At 71.2% G+C, this 15,476-nt stretch carries 14 protein-coding genes; 5 read left to right on the forward strand and 9 right to left on the reverse strand.

Annotation, left to right across the window (positions count from 1 at the left end):
- From QMX80_RS14275 to dusB, 3 genes are all read left to right on the forward strand, one after another.
- Nucleotides 1–218: hypothetical protein (locus QMX80_RS14275; RefSeq protein WP_282277717.1), on the forward strand; the 218-nt coding region annotated here is incomplete at its 5' end.
- 221 nt (nucleotides 219–439) lie between these two features.
- Nucleotides 440–1,192: a hypothetical protein gene (locus QMX80_RS14280; protein WP_282277719.1), complete on the forward strand. Its 753-nt coding sequence runs from the start codon at nucleotides 440–442 to the stop codon at nucleotides 1,190–1,192.
- 51 nt (nucleotides 1,193–1,243) lie between these two features.
- A complete protein-coding gene (gene dusB, locus QMX80_RS14285; protein ID WP_282277720.1) occupies nucleotides 1,244–2,233 on the forward strand; it encodes a tRNA dihydrouridine synthase DusB in 990 nt (329 codons plus the stop codon).
- A gap of 594 nt (nucleotides 2,234–2,827) precedes the next feature.
- Here the strand turns inward: dusB and QMX80_RS14290 are convergent.
- From QMX80_RS14290 to QMX80_RS14325, 8 genes are all read right to left on the reverse strand, one after another.
- Nucleotides 2,828–3,427, reverse strand: coding sequence for a nitroreductase family protein (locus QMX80_RS14290; RefSeq protein ID WP_055765804.1), 600 nt, complete (start codon nucleotides 3,425–3,427; stop codon nucleotides 2,828–2,830).
- A 145-nt stretch (nucleotides 3,428–3,572) separates the two neighbouring features.
- Nucleotides 3,573–4,634 (reverse strand): metal-dependent hydrolase, encoded by a 1,062-nt coding sequence (locus QMX80_RS14295; protein WP_282277722.1) that lies wholly within the window; start codon nucleotides 4,632–4,634, stop codon nucleotides 3,573–3,575.
- 120 nt (nucleotides 4,635–4,754) lie between these two features.
- The gene (locus QMX80_RS14300) at nucleotides 4,755–5,864 is read right to left on the reverse strand and encodes an ABC transporter permease (RefSeq protein WP_282277723.1); all 1,110 of its coding nucleotides are present in this window, start codon (nucleotides 5,862–5,864) and stop codon (nucleotides 4,755–4,757) included.
- Nucleotides 5,861–7,045, reverse strand: coding sequence for an ABC transporter permease (locus QMX80_RS14305; protein ID WP_055765812.1), 1,185 nt, complete (start codon nucleotides 7,043–7,045; stop codon nucleotides 5,861–5,863). The genes QMX80_RS14300 and QMX80_RS14305 overlap by 4 nt, the downstream gene beginning before the upstream one ends.
- A complete protein-coding gene (locus QMX80_RS14310; protein WP_282277725.1) occupies nucleotides 7,030–8,040 on the reverse strand; it encodes an efflux RND transporter periplasmic adaptor subunit in 1,011 nt (336 codons plus the stop codon). The genes QMX80_RS14305 and QMX80_RS14310 overlap by 16 nt, the downstream gene beginning before the upstream one ends.
- A complete protein-coding gene (locus tag QMX80_RS14315; protein ID WP_282277733.1) occupies nucleotides 8,037–9,389 on the reverse strand; it encodes a TolC family protein in 1,353 nt (450 codons plus the stop codon). Before QMX80_RS14315 ends, QMX80_RS14310 begins: the two co-directional genes overlap by 4 nt.
- Before the next feature lie 105 nt (nucleotides 9,390–9,494).
- Nucleotides 9,495–10,298 carry a UDP-2,3-diacylglucosamine diphosphatase gene (locus QMX80_RS14320; protein ID WP_282277727.1) on the reverse strand — a complete coding sequence of 268 codons (804 nt, stop codon included), beginning with the start codon at nucleotides 10,296–10,298 and terminating at the stop codon, nucleotides 9,495–9,497.
- Nucleotides 10,295–12,007: a GNAT family N-acyltransferase gene (locus QMX80_RS14325; RefSeq protein ID WP_282277728.1), complete on the reverse strand. Its 1,713-nt coding sequence runs from the start codon at nucleotides 12,005–12,007 to the stop codon at nucleotides 10,295–10,297. Before QMX80_RS14325 ends, QMX80_RS14320 begins: the two co-directional genes overlap by 4 nt.
- Nucleotides 12,008–12,237: 230 nt before the next feature.
- On the opposite strand from QMX80_RS14325, the gene metK reads away from it, so the two are divergent.
- Both metK and QMX80_RS14335 read left to right on the forward strand, forming a co-directional pair.
- Nucleotides 12,238–13,473, forward strand: coding sequence for a methionine adenosyltransferase (metK, locus tag QMX80_RS14330; protein WP_282277729.1), 1,236 nt, complete (start codon nucleotides 12,238–12,240; stop codon nucleotides 13,471–13,473).
- A gap of 326 nt (nucleotides 13,474–13,799) precedes the next feature.
- Nucleotides 13,800–14,312, forward strand: a complete 513-nt coding sequence (locus QMX80_RS14335) for an acyl-CoA thioesterase (protein ID WP_282277730.1) — start codon at nucleotides 13,800–13,802, stop codon at nucleotides 14,310–14,312.
- A gap of 30 nt (nucleotides 14,313–14,342) precedes the next feature.
- On the opposite strand, the gene QMX80_RS14340 is transcribed toward QMX80_RS14335, so the two are convergent.
- Nucleotides 14,343–15,476 (reverse strand): tetratricopeptide repeat-containing protein (locus tag QMX80_RS14340; RefSeq protein WP_282277732.1); only part of this gene is annotated, 1,134 nt, incomplete at its 5' end.

Consider the following 15,476-nt stretch of genomic DNA (forward strand, 5'->3'; position numbering starts at 1 on the left):
CGGACTCCCGCCCGGAACTTCCGCCGTTGCCGCGAAGCTGGCAGCCGCAATCGGGCTCCGCTCAACCGGGAGCGGGCCGGCACCGCCGGCACGGGATGGCACCGGACCGGCTAGAGAAGACCGGCCGGATCATCGACACCGGCGGAGTGCGCGGATTCATCGACCGCGGACGCCATCGTGCCAGTGAAGACCAGTGCGGCGGACGTCGTGGCGATTGACGGAATCGCCCGGAGCGCGTGGCCGCGACCTGCGGCGATCCGGGCGGATACAGGCGCCGCAGCAGCGCACCCTCGCCTTCCACTGCGCGCCTGCGGCCCGCAGCGCCCACGCCTGGGCCTTCGTACCTGCTGACAGCAACCTGACGCATCCCGTGGCGACTGTGTCAGCGACGCCGCCGCAGACTGCTCCGCAACCGGAATTTCCCGCCAGGAGCCACAGCATGCGCATTCCTTCCACGCCCTCCCGCCGCCCGTATGGCTGGCTGTTGCCGGCACTGGCGGCACTGTTGCCTGCCACCGCCTTCGCGGGCCCCTGGGAAGTGGGAAGCACCAGCCCCAGCACCTCCAGGAAGGTCAAGGCCGAAGTCACCTGGAAGCACACCGACTCCAAGGACACCTGGGCGCGGCCGGTGCTGAAATTCGCCGCGCCGCTGGCCCGGGATCTGTCGTTCGAGGTCGCCGCCGGCTACGGCATCGTGGAAAAGTCGAATGGCGCCACGCGCAGCGGCGCGAAGGACTTCACCGGCAAGTTGAAATGGCGCTTCGTCGAGGAAGGCGATCGCCGTCCCGCGTGGCTGGTGGAGCCGAAGTTCAGCTTCGACACCGGCAGCCCCGGCATCGGCGGCGGCGTTACCACCCTCAAGACGCCGCTGCGCGCCGGCAAGCAGTTCGGCAAGCTGCGCCTGACCGCCGAGGTGTCCCATACCCACGGCTTCGCGCACGACTACGAGGACCTCGTCGGCTATGGCGCGCTGCTCGAATACGCGCCCAACCCGCGCTGGATCGTCGGCGTGGACCTGCTCAACGACCGCCCGCTGCACGATGGCGGGCGCTACCACCTGCGCGGCAACGCCGCCTTCAAGTACAAGGCCAGCAAGCGCCTCGAGCTGCAGGGGCTGCTGGGCCGCAGCGCCGAGAACCGGCGCGGCGAGCTGGCGACCAGCGCCAAGTTCGTGGCCGCCTACAAGTTCTGACCGGGGCCGCGGTTCTCCGGGCGTTCCGGGCGGGGCGGTAGAATGCCGGTCATGCAGATCGGCCCCTATACCATCGCGCCCAACGTGGTGCTCGCGCCCATGGCCGGCGTCACCGACAAGCCGTTCCGGCAGCTGTGCAAGCGGCTGGGCGCGGGCCTGGCCGCCTCGGAGATGACCATCTCCGACCCGCGCTTCTGGAACACCCGCAAGTCCCTCCACCGCATGGACCATGCCGGGGAACCGGCGCCGATCAGCGTGCAGATCGCCGGCACCGAGCCGCGGCAGCTGGCCGAAGCGGCACGTTACAACGTCGACCACGGCGCGCAGATCATCGACATCAACATGGGCTGCCCGGCCAAGAAGGTGTGCAATGCCTGGGCCGGCTCGGCGCTGATGCGCGACGAGGCGCTGGTGGCGCGCATTCTCGAAGAGGTGGTGGGCGCGGTGGCGGTACCGGTCACGCTGAAGATCCGCACCGGCTGGTGCGCGGAAGTACGCAACGCACCGGCGATCGCCCGCATCGCGCAGGCCAGCGGCGTCGCCGCGCTGGCGATCCACGGCCGCACCCGCGACCAGCACTACACCGGCACCGCCGAGTACGACACCATCGCCGCGATCAAGGCGATGCTCGACATCCCGGTGCTGGCCAATGGCGATGTGGACTCCCCGCGCAAGGCCGCGCAGGTGCTGGCCCAGACCGGCGCCGACGCGGTGATGGTCGGCCGCGCCGCGCAGGGCCGGCCATGGATCTTCCGCGAGATCGCCCACTTCCTTGCCACCGGCGAGGAACTGCCGCCGCCGTCGCTGGAAGAGATCCGCGACATCCTGCTCGGCCACCTCGCCGACCTGCATGCCTTCTACGGCGAACCGCAGGGCGTGCGCATCGCCCGCAAGCACCTTGGCTGGTATGCGAAGGACCGGCCGGAGAACGCCGCCTTCCGCGCCGTGGTCAACGCCGCCGAGAGCGCCGAGGCGCAGTCGCGCCTGACCCGCGACTACTTCGACAGCCTGATCGCCGGACAGCCGCGGGCCGCGGCCTGAGATCCGCGGAAGCGCCTCTGCAAGGCGGCGGGCTCTGTAGCGCCGGGCGGCGCCCGGCGGAGCTTGGCTGGCAATGCCCCAGCGGGGCGCTGCCCCGCTCTACAAGGCGGCGGGTTCTGTAGCGCCGGGCGGCGCCCGGCGGGGCCTGGCCGGCAATGCCGCAACGGGGCGCTGCCCCGCTCTACAAGGCGGCTGGGTTCTGTAGCGCCGGGCGGCGCCCGGCGGGGCTTGGCCGGCAATGCCCCAGCGGGGCGCTGCCCCGCTCTACAAGGTGGCGGGGTTCTGTAGCGCCGGGCGGCGCCCGGCGGGGCCTGGCCGGCAATGCCACAGCGGGGCGCTGCCCCGCTCTACAAGGCGGCGGGGTTCTGTAGCGCCGGGCCGTGCCCGGCGGCGCTTGGCTGGCAATGCCACAGCGGGGCGTTGCCCCGCTCTACAAGGCGGCGGGTTCTGTAGCGCCGGGCGGCGCCCGGCGGGGCCTGGCTGGCAATGCCGCAGCGGGGCGCTGCCCCGCTCTACAGGGGCGCCTGTAAAAAGGCCCGCCGGTGGGGACCGGCGGGCCTGGATCGGCGCGGGGGGAGGAACGCGCCGGAAGCGTCAGGCGAAGACCTTGAAGCGGGCTTCGTCTTCCATGTAGTTCTTCTCGCCGAAGCCGGCCTCGTTGGAGCCGAACGGCATCTGCGCGCGCAGCTGCCAGTTGGCGGCGATGCCCCATTCGCGGCGCACGGCCTCGTCCACCAGCGGGTTGTAGTGCTGCAGGCTGGCGCCGATGCCGGCCTCGGCCAGCGCCGTCCACACCGCGAACTGGGCGATGCCGTTGGCATGCTCGGCCCACACCGGGAAGTTGTCGGCATACAGCGGGAACTGGTCCTGCAGCCCCTTGGTCACGTCCACATCGTTGAAGAACAGCACCGTGCCGGCGCCGGCGGCGAAGCTGTCCAGCTTGCCTTCTGTCGCGGCGAAGGCCTCGGCCGGCACGATCTGGCGCAGCGCGTCCTTGGCCAGCTCCCAGAACTTCACGCTCTGCGCGCCATGCAGGATCAGCGCGCGGGTGGGCTGCGAGTTGAACGCCGACGGCGCCTCGCGCACGGCATGCTTGATCAGGTCGGTGGCCTGGTCCTGGCCGATGGGCAGGTTGCGGCCGAGCGCGTACTGGGAACGGCGCTGCTTGTACAGGGCGATGGCTTGGCTGTTCATGATGACTCCGGAAGGAAGGAAAGCCGGCAAGCGGCCATTCGTGGAATGGGCGCCAGTGTAATTGCCATCAAATTCAGAACAAATATCAGATAAATCACTATTTGTTCCAAATTCAAAACAATAGCCCTTCCCTTCGGAATCTGCCCTATCCGCCAGCCATCACCTCCACGGGAGCTTCGTCGTCATCGTTCCATATACGGTGCCAGACACGCGCGAGCCGCTGTTTCAGCAAGGCGCGGCCGCCAGCCTCGCGGTACACCGGGCGCAGCTGCCGCGGCGGGATCGCCCGCCAGCCGCCGCCGTCCTCCCGGGCCACGGCGAAGCTGAAGTTGTAGTCCGGCTCCAGGCCCATGCGCAGGTCGCTGAGCACCAGCTCGCCCTCCACCACCTGAGCGCGCATGAAACCGCGGTTGAACCACTGCAGCCGCGCCACCGCCGGGATCGGCGCCGCCTGCCGCAGCGCCTGCACGTTGGAGGGATGGCCGCTGAAATGCATCGGCCCGTGGTCGGCCCACAGCGAGCGGTCGCCGACCACATAGCCCTGCGGCGTCATCGCCACCACCCGCCACAGCAGCGTGTTGAACGGCATCGGCACCGAGAACCGCGGCGCATCGCCCAGCCCCATCGCCGCCAGCGAGCGGTCGGCCTCGCGCTCGACCATGCCCTTGGCCAGCAGCGACCAGCCCAGGTAGCCGCAGCTCAGCGCCAGCCCTGCGACCAGCGCGCGCTGCGCCAGCGGCCGTGCCCTGGCGAACCAGGCCACCGCGCAGGCCAGGCCCAGCCAGACCGTATACAGCGGGTCGATGATGAACACGCTCGACCACATCGTCGGAGGCGGCATCAACGGCCACCACAGCTGCGTGCCGTAAACGGTGAAGGCATCCAGCAGCGGGTGGGTGACCAGCGCCAGCACCATCGCCCACCACCAGCGCGCCGGCGCCGCCGCCACCCGGCCATGGCCGAAGCGCCGGTACAGCCACCAGATCAGCGTGCCCAGCAGCGGCAGCACGAACAGCGAGTGGCTGAAGCTGCGGTGCACCGTCATCAGGCTGACCGGGTCGCGGGTGAAGGCGACGACCAGCAGCCCGTCGAGGTCGGGCAAGGTGCCCAGCGCAGCACCGGCGAGCAGGGCCGCGCGGCGATGGCCGGCAGGCGCAATGGCGGCGGCGACCGCGCCGCCCAGGACGATCTGGCTGAGGGAATCCATGCCCGCATTATGCCGGCCGACCCGGCCCCGCTCGCGCAGGAGCGGCGCCAGCCGCGCAGAAGCCTTCCGGCAAACCCCAGGCGCCCGCTGCATGCGGACATGCAGGCCCGCACACCGCCCTTACGGTTGCCGCGGGCGGAACCGCCACAGCGCCAGCGCGGTGTACAGCGCTGCCAGCAGCAGCAGATTGAGCAGTTCCGCGCTCACCTCGGGCACCCGCGCCCCCATCTGCTGGGTGCGCACGATGGCGTTGATGCCGGCCGTGGTCGGCAGCAGCCTGGCCAGCGCCACCAGCGCCGGCGGCGAGGCCAGCGCGGGCCACGACAGGTTGGACAGGAAGAACAGCGGGATCGAAACCGCGGTGACGTACTGGAACGCACGCTCGCGGGTGGTGAAGAAACTGCCGACGAACAGCCCGAACGGCACCGTCGCCAGCGCGAACAGCAGCACCGCCAGCAACAGGCCCGGCACGTTGCCGCCGCGCGGATAGTCCTGCGCCCAGGCGGTGAAACCGGCGTAGTACAGCAGCCCGCATATCGCCACCAGCGCGAACGCCGCCGCCATGCCCAGCAGCACCGGCGGCGCGAAATGCAGGCGCCGGCCCCGTTGCGCGCGGCGGCTGCCCAGCAGCACGCCGATGCCCAGCAGCAGGGTCTGGTGCACGATCAGTTCGGCCACGCCCGGCACCACGCTGCTGCCGTAGCCCTCGCGGGTGTTGTACAGCGGCCGCTGCACCAGTTCGAGCGGCGCGGCCTGCGGCGGCCCCATGAAGGCGGCCTGGCGCACGGCCTGCCCGCGGGCGAAGGCGGTGATGCCCTCGGCCAGGCCATTGAGGATGGCGCTGGCGCGGCTCAGGTAGGCGCCATTGCCCAGCAGCACCAGCTGGCCGCTGCCGCCGCGCAGGATGTCGCGCTCCAGCCGCGCCGGGATCAGCACGATGCCGTCGACCTGCCCGGCTTCCAGCTGCGCGCGCGCCTGCGCCAGGTCCGTCGGCTGCGCCACCACCCGCACCGCGCGCAGCGCGTCGATATGCCGGACCAGTTCGCGGCTGGTGGCGCTGCGGTCGGCATCGACCACCGCGATCGGCAGGTCGCTGGCCACCTGGTGGCGATAGGCGGCCGGATAGAAGAACGAGTACAGCAGGATCGCGCCGATCATCACCGCGCGTGCCGAGGAATCGGCGAACACCGCCTGCAGGGTCGCGCGGAAAGTGGCGGCGATGCGCCTCATGCCGGCACCGGCTCCGCACCGGCCTCCCGACGCGCGGCCCGCACCAGCAGCAGCGCGCCGAGGCCCCCGGCCACCGCCGCCATCAGCAGCAGCGTGCCCAGCGGTCGCAGCGACAGCGCCCACGGCGCGCCCATGAACAACTGCTGCATCTGCACCTGCACATAGGCGGTGAGCGGCAGCAGCGCGTTCCAGACGCGGGTGAACAGCGGCGCCTCGACCACCGGGAAAGTAGCGCCGGAGAACGCCAGCGCGGTGCCGATGCTCAATCCCACCAGCGACAGGCCGGTGCCCATGTCGCGGGTGATGGCGATGAACAGCAGCGCGAAGCAGCAGCAGGCCAGGTAGAACAATGGCTGCGCCAGCAACAGCAGCCACAGGCTGCCGGCCACGCCGTCGCCGCGCACGTACGCCACGTACAGCACGCCCAGCGCGCCATACAGCGAGAACAGCGCCAAGTACGGCGCCAGCTTGCCGGCGATGGCCGCCCAGGGTCGCTCGCCCAGCCATGCGGTCAACAGGCCGTCGCGGCGTTCGCGGCCGAAGGCGCCGCCGGCGGCCAGCGCGGCGAGCAGCGACAGCACCGCGGGAAAGACCAGCGGCAGCAGGAACAGTTCATAGCTGCGCGCCGGGTTGTGCAGCACCGTGGCCTGCACCGTCACCGGCGCCGCGCGCAGCCGCGCCGGCCCCACCTGCCGGCCGATACGCTCGCGCAGCATGCGCGCGTTGAACGCGCCCACCGCGTCGGCGATGTCGCGCGCCGCCGACTGCCCGGTGGCCATGTAGGTGGCGTTGTAGAACGCATACACCGGCGCGGCCTCGCCGCGCAGCGCGCGCCGGCTCATGTCGCGCGGCACCAGCACGATGGCGAACACCTCCAGCGCGCGCAGCTGCGCCTGCGCCTGCTGCAGCGATGCCGGCTGGCTGGCGATCGCCACGCCCGGGCTGGCGTCGATGGCGCGCGCCAGCGCGCGGCTGTCCGGGCTGCCGTCCAGGTCCACCAGCGCCACCGGCACCTGTCGCAGCACGGAACTGGAGAACAGCCACATCATCAGCGCCATCAGCAGCAGCGGCATCAGCGTGACCAGCGCCAGTTCCCAGCGGTCCGCGCGCCAATGGCGCAGTTCGCGCCGCAGCGAAGCGATGAAGGCGGCGGCCGTGCCCGGCGTCAGCCCTGCGGCCATGCGAACAGCACGCTCATGCCCGGGCGGAAGCCGTCGATGGGCTGCTGCGGCCGCGCCCGCACCTCGAAGCTGCGCACGTCGTAGCCGGAGGACTGGCGGGTGCTGCGCCAGGTGGCGTAGTCGCCGGCCGGATTGATGAAGTAGACCTCGAAGCCGGCGCTGCGCCCGCCCAGCGCCGGAATCGTGCCCTGCAGCCTGGCGCCGGGCTTGAGCCCGTGCAGCTGGTCCTCGCGCAGGGTCAGCGCCACCCACATGCGGTCGATGTCGACCAGGGTGAATACCGGGTAGCCGGCCGGCACCAGTTCGCCGATGTCGGACATCCGCTTGCCGACTTCGCCGGCCAGCGGCGCGCGGCCCACCGTCTCCTGCCGCGCGGCGTCGACCTCGGCCTTGGCGCCCTCGGCCTGCCGCACCTGCGCCAGCGCCGCGGCCTTGTCCTGCTGTCGCGTGCCGGCCAGCGCCTGGTCGTACTGCGCCCGCGCCGCGCGCGCCAGTTCCTCCGAGCTGCGCGCCTGCGCACGCGCCTCGTCGCGCTTCTGCCGTGTCACCACGCCTTCGCCGAACAGGTTGTCCACGCGGCGGAAGGTGGCGGTGGCCAGTTCGGCGCCGGCCACGGCGCGTTTCCAGTTGGCCTCGGCCGCGCGGATGTCCTCGCTGCGCGCACCTTCCTCGGCCTTGTCCGCCACCGCCTGCGCGGCCGCCACCACGGCATCGGCCTGGCGCTCCTTGGCGGCGACTTCCGGGCTGTCCAGTTCGAACAGCACCTGCCCGGCCGCGACCCGCTCGCCCTCGCGCACATGCAGCTTCTGCAGGCGCGCGGTGACCTTGGCGGCGACGTTGACGCTGTCCGCGTCGGCCATGCCCTGCACCTGGTCGGCCGGCGTGCGCAGGCCCAGCCACAGGCCGAGCGCGACCAGCGCCAGCAGCAGGCCGCCTGCGATGGCGAAGACGCGGCGATGCCGCGGGCTGGCGCCCTGTCCCAGTGAATCGCTCATTCCAGCACCTTGTCCGCACGCCGGCGGTAGTCGTCGAACCGCTCCATCTGCCCGCTTACTTCCAGCAGCTGCGCCAGGGCCACGTCGAACTGGTAGGCGGCCTGCGCCCGTTCCACCCGTGCGCCGCCCAGCGCCAGGCGCGCATCGATCACGTCCAGCGAGGTGGCCTGCCCTTCGCGGAAGGACAGTTCCTGCAGGCGCAGGTTCTCCTCGGCCTGGGCGATGCTGCTGTCCAGCAGCCGGAACTGGCTGCGCGCGGTGTCCAGCTCGTTCCAGGCCTTGCCCACGCCGAGCCGCAGCTGGTTCTCCGCCTCGCCCAGGCCCGACTGCACCTGTTCCAGCTGCGCGCGCGCGGCGCTGACCTGCAGTGGCCGCGCCGTCGGCGACAGGAAGGTGTAGCGCAGGCCGATGCCGAATGCCCAGTCGGCGTCGGTCAGCAGCGCGTCGCGACGGTGCAGGTCGTACTGCCCGAACAGGTAGACCTGCGGCTTGAGCTTGGCCTGCTGCACGCGCACGCCCTGCTCGGCCTGCGCAGTGAGCGCGCGCAGGCGTTCGATCTGCGGGTGGCGCTGCAGCGCGCTGCGCTCGAAGTCGGCGCGCGCGCCCAGCGGCGCATCGATCACGAACAGCGGCGAGGCGGTACCGACCGTGCCGCCGCTGCGCAGCAGCGTGGCCAGCGCCTGCTGCAGGGTGGCCAGGTCGTTGACCGCCTTCTGGTAGTCGCGCTCGGCCTTGTCGCGGGCGACATTGGCCTGCAGGCGCTGGGCGCGGCTGGCGAAGCCTTCGCGTTCGAGCTTGAGCGCATCGTCCAGGTGCCGCTGCAGGCCATCTCGCACCTCGCGCCGCACCTGCACCGCCTGCGCGGCCAGCTGCTGGCCGAAATAGGCCTGCACCAGCTGCAGCGCCAGCGACTGCCGCTGCGCCTCGCGCTCGGCCTGGGCCTGCGCGGTGGCCGCCTGCGCCGCCTGCTGCGCGGCCGGGATCAGCCCGCCGCTGTACAGCGGCACGCTGGCGGTGACGATCGGACGGGTGCGCCAGTCGCGCTCGGCGAACTGCAGCGGCGATTCGATGCCGAACGCCTCGGCCACCGGCGCCAGCGAGCCCAGCGGCAGGTTCAGGGTCTTCTGGAACTGCATGCGGCGCACGTCGGCGGTGATTTCCGGCAGCCGCAGGTAGCGGGTGGCGTCCTGCAGGTCCTGCTTGTTGCGCACGCCCGCCTGGGCCGCGGCGAGCGCGTCGGATACCTGTTCCAGGCGCTCGCGCGCCTGCTCGAAACTCAGTACCGGCGCGTCATCGGCGGCGGCGACTGCCGCCAGCAGCAGGCCCGCTGCAAACTGCCCGGCCCGCAGTGCATGTCTCGTCCTCGGCCGCTTGCCCACCACCCGGATGCTCCCTTCCCCATACCGGGCCAGCATAGCCGGCCGGTCCGTGAGGAAGAAGCATGCGCGGGCGCTTCAGGCGGCCTGCGCCAGCGAGGCGCGCGGCGGCAGCCACGCCAGGCTGCGGCCGGCGTGGTCGAGCAGGCGCAGGCTGCCGTCCTGGTCCTCGGCCAGTGCGGTGAGGCTTTCGACCCAGTCGCCGTCGTTGGCGTAGACCAGCCCGTCGCGCTCGACCAGCGCGGCGCGATGGATGTGGCCGCAGACGATGCCGTCCAGCCCGCGGCGGCGGACATCGGCCAGCCCGGCCTGCACGAAGCGCTCGATATAGCGCTCGGCCGCCGCGCTGCGCCGCTTGAGGAACTCGGACAGCGACCAGTAGCGCAGGCCCAGACGCCGACGCAGCGCGTTGAGCAGGCGGTTGCCGGTGAGGATGCGGTAGTACAGCCAGTCGCCGAAGCGCTCCTGCAGTCCGCCGAAATGGGTAATGCCGTCGTAGTCGTCGCCGTGCACCACCAGCAGGCGGCGGCCGTCGGCGGTGACATGGATCGCACGCCGCCGCACCTGCATCGCCGGCAGCATCAGTCCGCAGGTGCGGCGCAGCGGCGCGTCGTGGTTGCCGGGGATGTAGATGATCTCGGTGCCGGCGCGGCGCAGCGCATGCAGCGCCTCGATCACCTCGTTGTGCGCCTGCTCCCAGCTGGCGCGCTTGTGCGCCAGCCACCACAGGTCGACGATGTCGCCCACCAGGTACAGCCGCTCGCAGCGCAGCAGCGACAGGAAGCGCGCCAGTTCGGCGGCATGGCAATGGCGCGCGCCCAGGTGCGTGTCGGAGATGAACACCGCGCGCCGGTGCGGCAGCAGCAGCGCCGGCGCGCTCATGCCACCGCTCCTGCATCGCGCAGGTAGCGCTTGCGCTTCTTCGGCCGGATCGCCTGCAGGTCCACCTCGATCAGCCCGTCGATGGAATCGCTGAAGTCCGGATCCACGCCGAACGCCAGGAAGCGCGCGCCGCCCGGCTCGCACAGGTCGGTGTACTGGCGGTAGAGCGTCGGCACGCTGGTCCCCGACGTGGCCAGGTTGGCCTTGAGCACCTCGAACGCGGCCTCGGCATCCAGGTCACCGAAGCATGGCGGCGCTGCGAAGTACTGGAACGGCCGGTTCGACTCGGCCAGGCCGGGGCCGCCGCCGTAGTAGCGCTGGTAGTAGGCCACCAGCTGCTCGCGCGCCTCGCGCGGCAGCGCCGCGCTGATCGACACCGCGCCGAACAGGTAGCGGATGCCCGGCTGGCACTGCAGGTAGGCGCCGATGCCCTGCCACAGATAGTCCAGGCTGCGGCTGCCCCAGTAGTCGGGCACGACGAAGCTGCGGCCCAGCTCCATGCCCTCGGCGATGCGGGTGATGGCGTCGTCCGAGTAGCGGAACAGCGCGGCGGTGTAGAGCCCGGCCAGCCCGCTGCGCGCCAGCGCCTGGGCGCCGCGCATGATGCGGTAGGCGCCGGCGATGCGCTGCTGCGCCGCGTCCCAGACCACGATGTGCTGGTACAGCGGGTCGAAATCGTCCAGGTCGCGGCTGCGCCCGGTGCCCTCGCCGACCCGGCGGAAGGTCAGTTCGCGCAGTCGCCCCAGTTCCAGCAGCAGCGGCGAACCGGCGGCGCAGCGCGCCAGCCGGATCTGCTTGCCGTCGCCGGTCTGCCCGAGCAGTTCGGCGGCCTCGATCTCCGCCGCCACCTGCTCCACCGCGACCGGCGCGGCCAGCGGTTCCAGCCCGCCGCCCACGGCGTCGGCCTGCGCGGCCTCGCGGCCCAGCGCGTACAACGCGCGCCGCACTGCCTCCAGCTGCAGCGCCGGGTCAAGTTCTGGATCCAGGCGCATCGCCTGCCCCACCTGCAGCCGCAACGGTCGGCCGCCGCGGGCGAACATCTCGCGCGCCAGCAGGGCGGTGCCGGCCGGCTTGAACAGGGTCGAGGCGCCGTAGAACAGCGCCGAGTTGCGCGCCTGCACCCGCACCGGCAGCACCGGCGTCCGGGTGGCGTTGGCGAAGCGGACGAAGCCGCGGTTCCAGCGCCCGTCGCGGATGCCGCGCAGCGACAGCCGCGAGACCTCGCCGGCCGGGAACACGATCACGCACTGCTCGGCCGCCAGCGCCTGTTCCACCGCCTGCAGGCTGGCGCGCTGCGCGCGGCCGCCGAGGATGCGCACCGGCAGCAGCAGTTCGCGCAGCGGTTCCAGGCCCGCCAGCAGGTCGTTGGCGACGATGCGCACGTCACGCCGCACCTTGCCCACCGCATCCAGCAGCGCCAGCGCATCGAGCGCGCCGGAGGGATGATTGGCCACGATCAGCAGGCGCCCGCTGGCGGGAATCCGCGCCAACGACGTGACCTCCACCTCATAGCGGCTGCCCAGGAAATCCAGCGCCGCGCCGACGAAGGCGAAGCCATGGCGGTCGCCGTTGCCGCGCAGAAATTCCTGTATCCGGTCCAGCCGCGACCAGCGCCCCACCGTGCGCAGCAGTGGCCGCGCCAGGCGGCCGCGCGGGCCGTGGAACCAATCGGGATAGCGCTGCTGCAAGCGTTGTTCGATCTGGTGCATGACGGTTGTCCGACGGCCCGGTTGGCCGGCAGCCTGCCTCCGGCACACGGCAATGCGGTTGCGGTTTTGCGGCAGTTCCGTGACGCCCGGGCGCGGCGCGCCGGCACGGCCGAACGCGTGAACCGGTTTATTAACCGGATGGCAACGACCCCACCTGCACTATTCCGGGGGCGCCAAGGCCGTGTATCATTCGCGGCTATCTTTTCATCCGCATACAGGGATACAAGCTCATGTCCAGCTATCTCTTCACTTCCGAGTCGGTCTCCGAAGGCCATCCGGACAAGATCGCCGACCAGATTTCCGATGCGGTGCTGGACGCGATCCTTACCCAGGACAAGCGCGCCCGCGTCGCCTGCGAAACCCTGGTCAAGACCGGCGCGGCCATCGTCGCCGGCGAAGTCACCACCTCGGCGTGGGTCGACATCGAGGAGCTGACCCGCAACGTCATCAACTCGATCGGCTACGACAACTCCAACGTCGGCTTCGACGGCCACACCTGCGCGATCATCAACATGCTCGGCAAGCAGTCGCCGGACATCGCCGCCGGCGTGGACGGCACCGACAAGAAGGCCAAGAAGCCGGAAGAACAGGGCGCGGGCGACCAGGGCCTGATGTTCGGCTATGCCTGCAACGAAGCCCCGGAATTCATGCCGGCGCCGATCTACTACTCGCACCGCCTGGTCGAGCAGCAGGCCAAGGTCCGCAAGAAGAAGAACTCGCCGCTGCCGTGGCTGCGCCCGGACGCCAAGAGCCAGGTGACCCTGCGCTACGGCCAGGACGGCAGGATCGAAGGTCTTGATGCCGTGGTGCTGTCGACCCAGCACGACCCGGGCGTGAAGCAGAAGGACCTGATCGAGGCCGTGCGCGAGCACATCCTCAAGCCGGTGCTGCCGAAGGCATGGCTGGACAAGCTGCCGAAGAACAAGGTGCACATCAACCCGACCGGCATCTTCGTGATCGGCGGCCCGGTGGGCGATTGCGGCCTGACCGGCCGCAAGATCATCGTCGACACCTATGGCGGCATGGCCCGCCACGGTGGTGGCGCGTTCTCCGGCAAGGACCCGTCCAAGGTCGACCGTTCGGCTGCCTATGCGGCCCGTTACGTCGCCAAGAACGTGGTTGCCGCCGGCCTGGCCGACAAGTGCGAAGTGCAGGTCTCCTACGCCATCGGCGTGGCCGAGCCGACCTCGATCTCGGTCACCACCTTCGGCACCGGCAAGATCCCGGACGCACAGATCGAGAAGCTGATCCGTGCGCACTTCGACCTGCGCCCGTACGGCATCATCAAGATGCTCGACCTGATCCACCCGATGTACCAGCAGACCGCTGCTTACGGCCACTTCGGCCGCAAGCCGAAGGAGTTCTCGTACGTCGACGGCGACGGCAAGACCCAGAACGCCACGGCGTTCTCGTGGGAGAAGACCGACCGCGCCGAAGCGCTGCGCAAGGCCGCCAAGCTCAAGTAAGGCCCGCAAGGCACCGCATCACCGGAAAGGCCGCCCGCAGGGGCGGCCTTTCCGTTTGCGCCCGCGCCGGCTTCCCGCATTCGCCACCGGTAGAGCGGGGCAACGCCTCGCTGGAGCATTACCGGCAAAGCCCCGCCGGGCACCGCCCGGCGCTACGGAACCCCACCATCATGTAGAGCGGGGCAACGCCCCGCTGGGGCACTACCAGCAAAGCCCCGCCACGCGCCACCCGGCGCTACGCAGCAGCGCACGAATCCAGGCATCTCCGGCTACCGCCATCCACGACGCTGGGGTAGCCTGCGGCTCCCTTCACCGCGGCAGCCGCCATGTCCATCACGCCCACGCCCCACCAGTTGTCGATGACCGTGCTGATGTCGCCGGAAATGGCCAATTTTTCCGGCAAGGTGCACGGCGGCGCGGTGCTGCGCCTGCTCGACCAGGTCGCCTATGCCTGCGCCAGCCGCTATGCCGGCAACTACGTGGTCACCCTGTCGGTGGACCAGGTCACGTTCCGCCAGCCGATCGCGGTGGGGGAACTGGTCACCTTCCTGGCCTCGGTGAACTACACCGGCACCTCGTCGATGGAGGTGGGCATCAAGGTGGTGGCCGAGGACATCCGCAAGGGCAGCGTGCGCCACGCCAACAGCTGCTTCTTCACCATGGTCGCGGTGGACGACGAGGGCAAGCCGACCCCGGTGCCGCCGCTGCAGCCGCAGACCGGCGACGAGAAGCGCCGCTATGCCGCCGCGCAGATCCGCCGGCAGCTGCGGCAGGAGATGGAGCAGCGCCACCTGGAACTGCTCAGGAGCCCCCCCTCCTCCACGCCGGGCCAGGGCTAACGCCCCGGCCCATAGGCGCCAGGCCCCGGCCTAGTCCCAGCGCCCCTTCAGCGCCAGCAGCGAGGCTTCGCGCACGCTGCGCAGGCTGGCATTGAGGGTGCCCGGGTCGCGTGCGATCAGCGGGTCGAGGAAGCGGGCGCGGAGGTCGCGCATGCCCGCTTCGTCGCGCAGGTTGAACAGGGCGACATAAAGCCGGTTCGCGCTTTCGATGGTGTTGCCATCGACCATGCCGCGGGTACGCGCGCGGATCTCCAGCGCCCGCGCGTGGGCGTCGCGCGAAGCCTCCCAGTTGCCGGTGTTGCGCTCGATGCGCCCGATCAGGTCGTAGGTGGCGGTCACGAACGGGTGTTCCGGCCCCAGCTGCCGGCCCATCGGCGGCAGCACCGCCTGCGCCAGCCGCCGCGCCTCGTCCTGGCGCTCCGGCAGGTAGCTCAACAGACTGGCCAGGCTGCCCTGCGCGAACAGGGTTTCGCTGTGGTCCGGCCCGAGTACCCGCTGGCAATCGGCCAGCAGCTGGCGCTGCAGCGCGATCGCCTCGAGCGTGCGCTCCTGCTTGGACAGCAGGCGGACCTTGGCCACGATGAACTGCCGCGTGGCCGGGTGTTCGATGCCGAGAATCCGCCCCTGCGCCTGCAGCAGATGGTCGAGCAGGGCTTCGGCCCCGGCAAAGGTTTCCGGCGAATCGGCCAGCCGCACCAGGCTGCCGGCGGCGATGCCCCAGGCCTTGAGCGTGTCCGGGTGCTCGGCGCCGAGCCGGCGTTCGCGCACTTCGGCCACCTGCCGGGCGAGCGCGGCGGACTGCTCGTAGTCGTTGTGGGCGAAGGCCAGTTCGGCCAGCGTGTCCATGGCCGCCAGCGTACGGTTGGACTCCGGGCCGAAGCGGGAGCGGTACAGCGGCAGCAGCGCGTCCATCTCGGCGCTGCCCGCGTCGCGCTGCCCGAGCTTGTCCAGCGTGTGCGCGTAGTCGCCGCGCAGCAGCAGCAGGGCTTCGTCGTCGGCGGGCAGGGCCGCCATCCACGCCTTGCGCAGCGCCGACTGGCGGGCCAACGCCGCCTGCAGTTCGCCGCGCGCCGCCTGTGTCCGCGCGGCGCCGGCCTCGGCGGCGCGGCGCTGCGGGTCCAGCGCCGGCAATGCGCGCGTCGCCGCCAGCGCCGGGTCGGTGGC

This window comes from Stenotrophomonas sp. PS02297, assembly GCF_029959705.1.
GTDB lineage: Bacteria > Pseudomonadota > Gammaproteobacteria > Xanthomonadales > Xanthomonadaceae > Stenotrophomonas > Stenotrophomonas nitritireducens.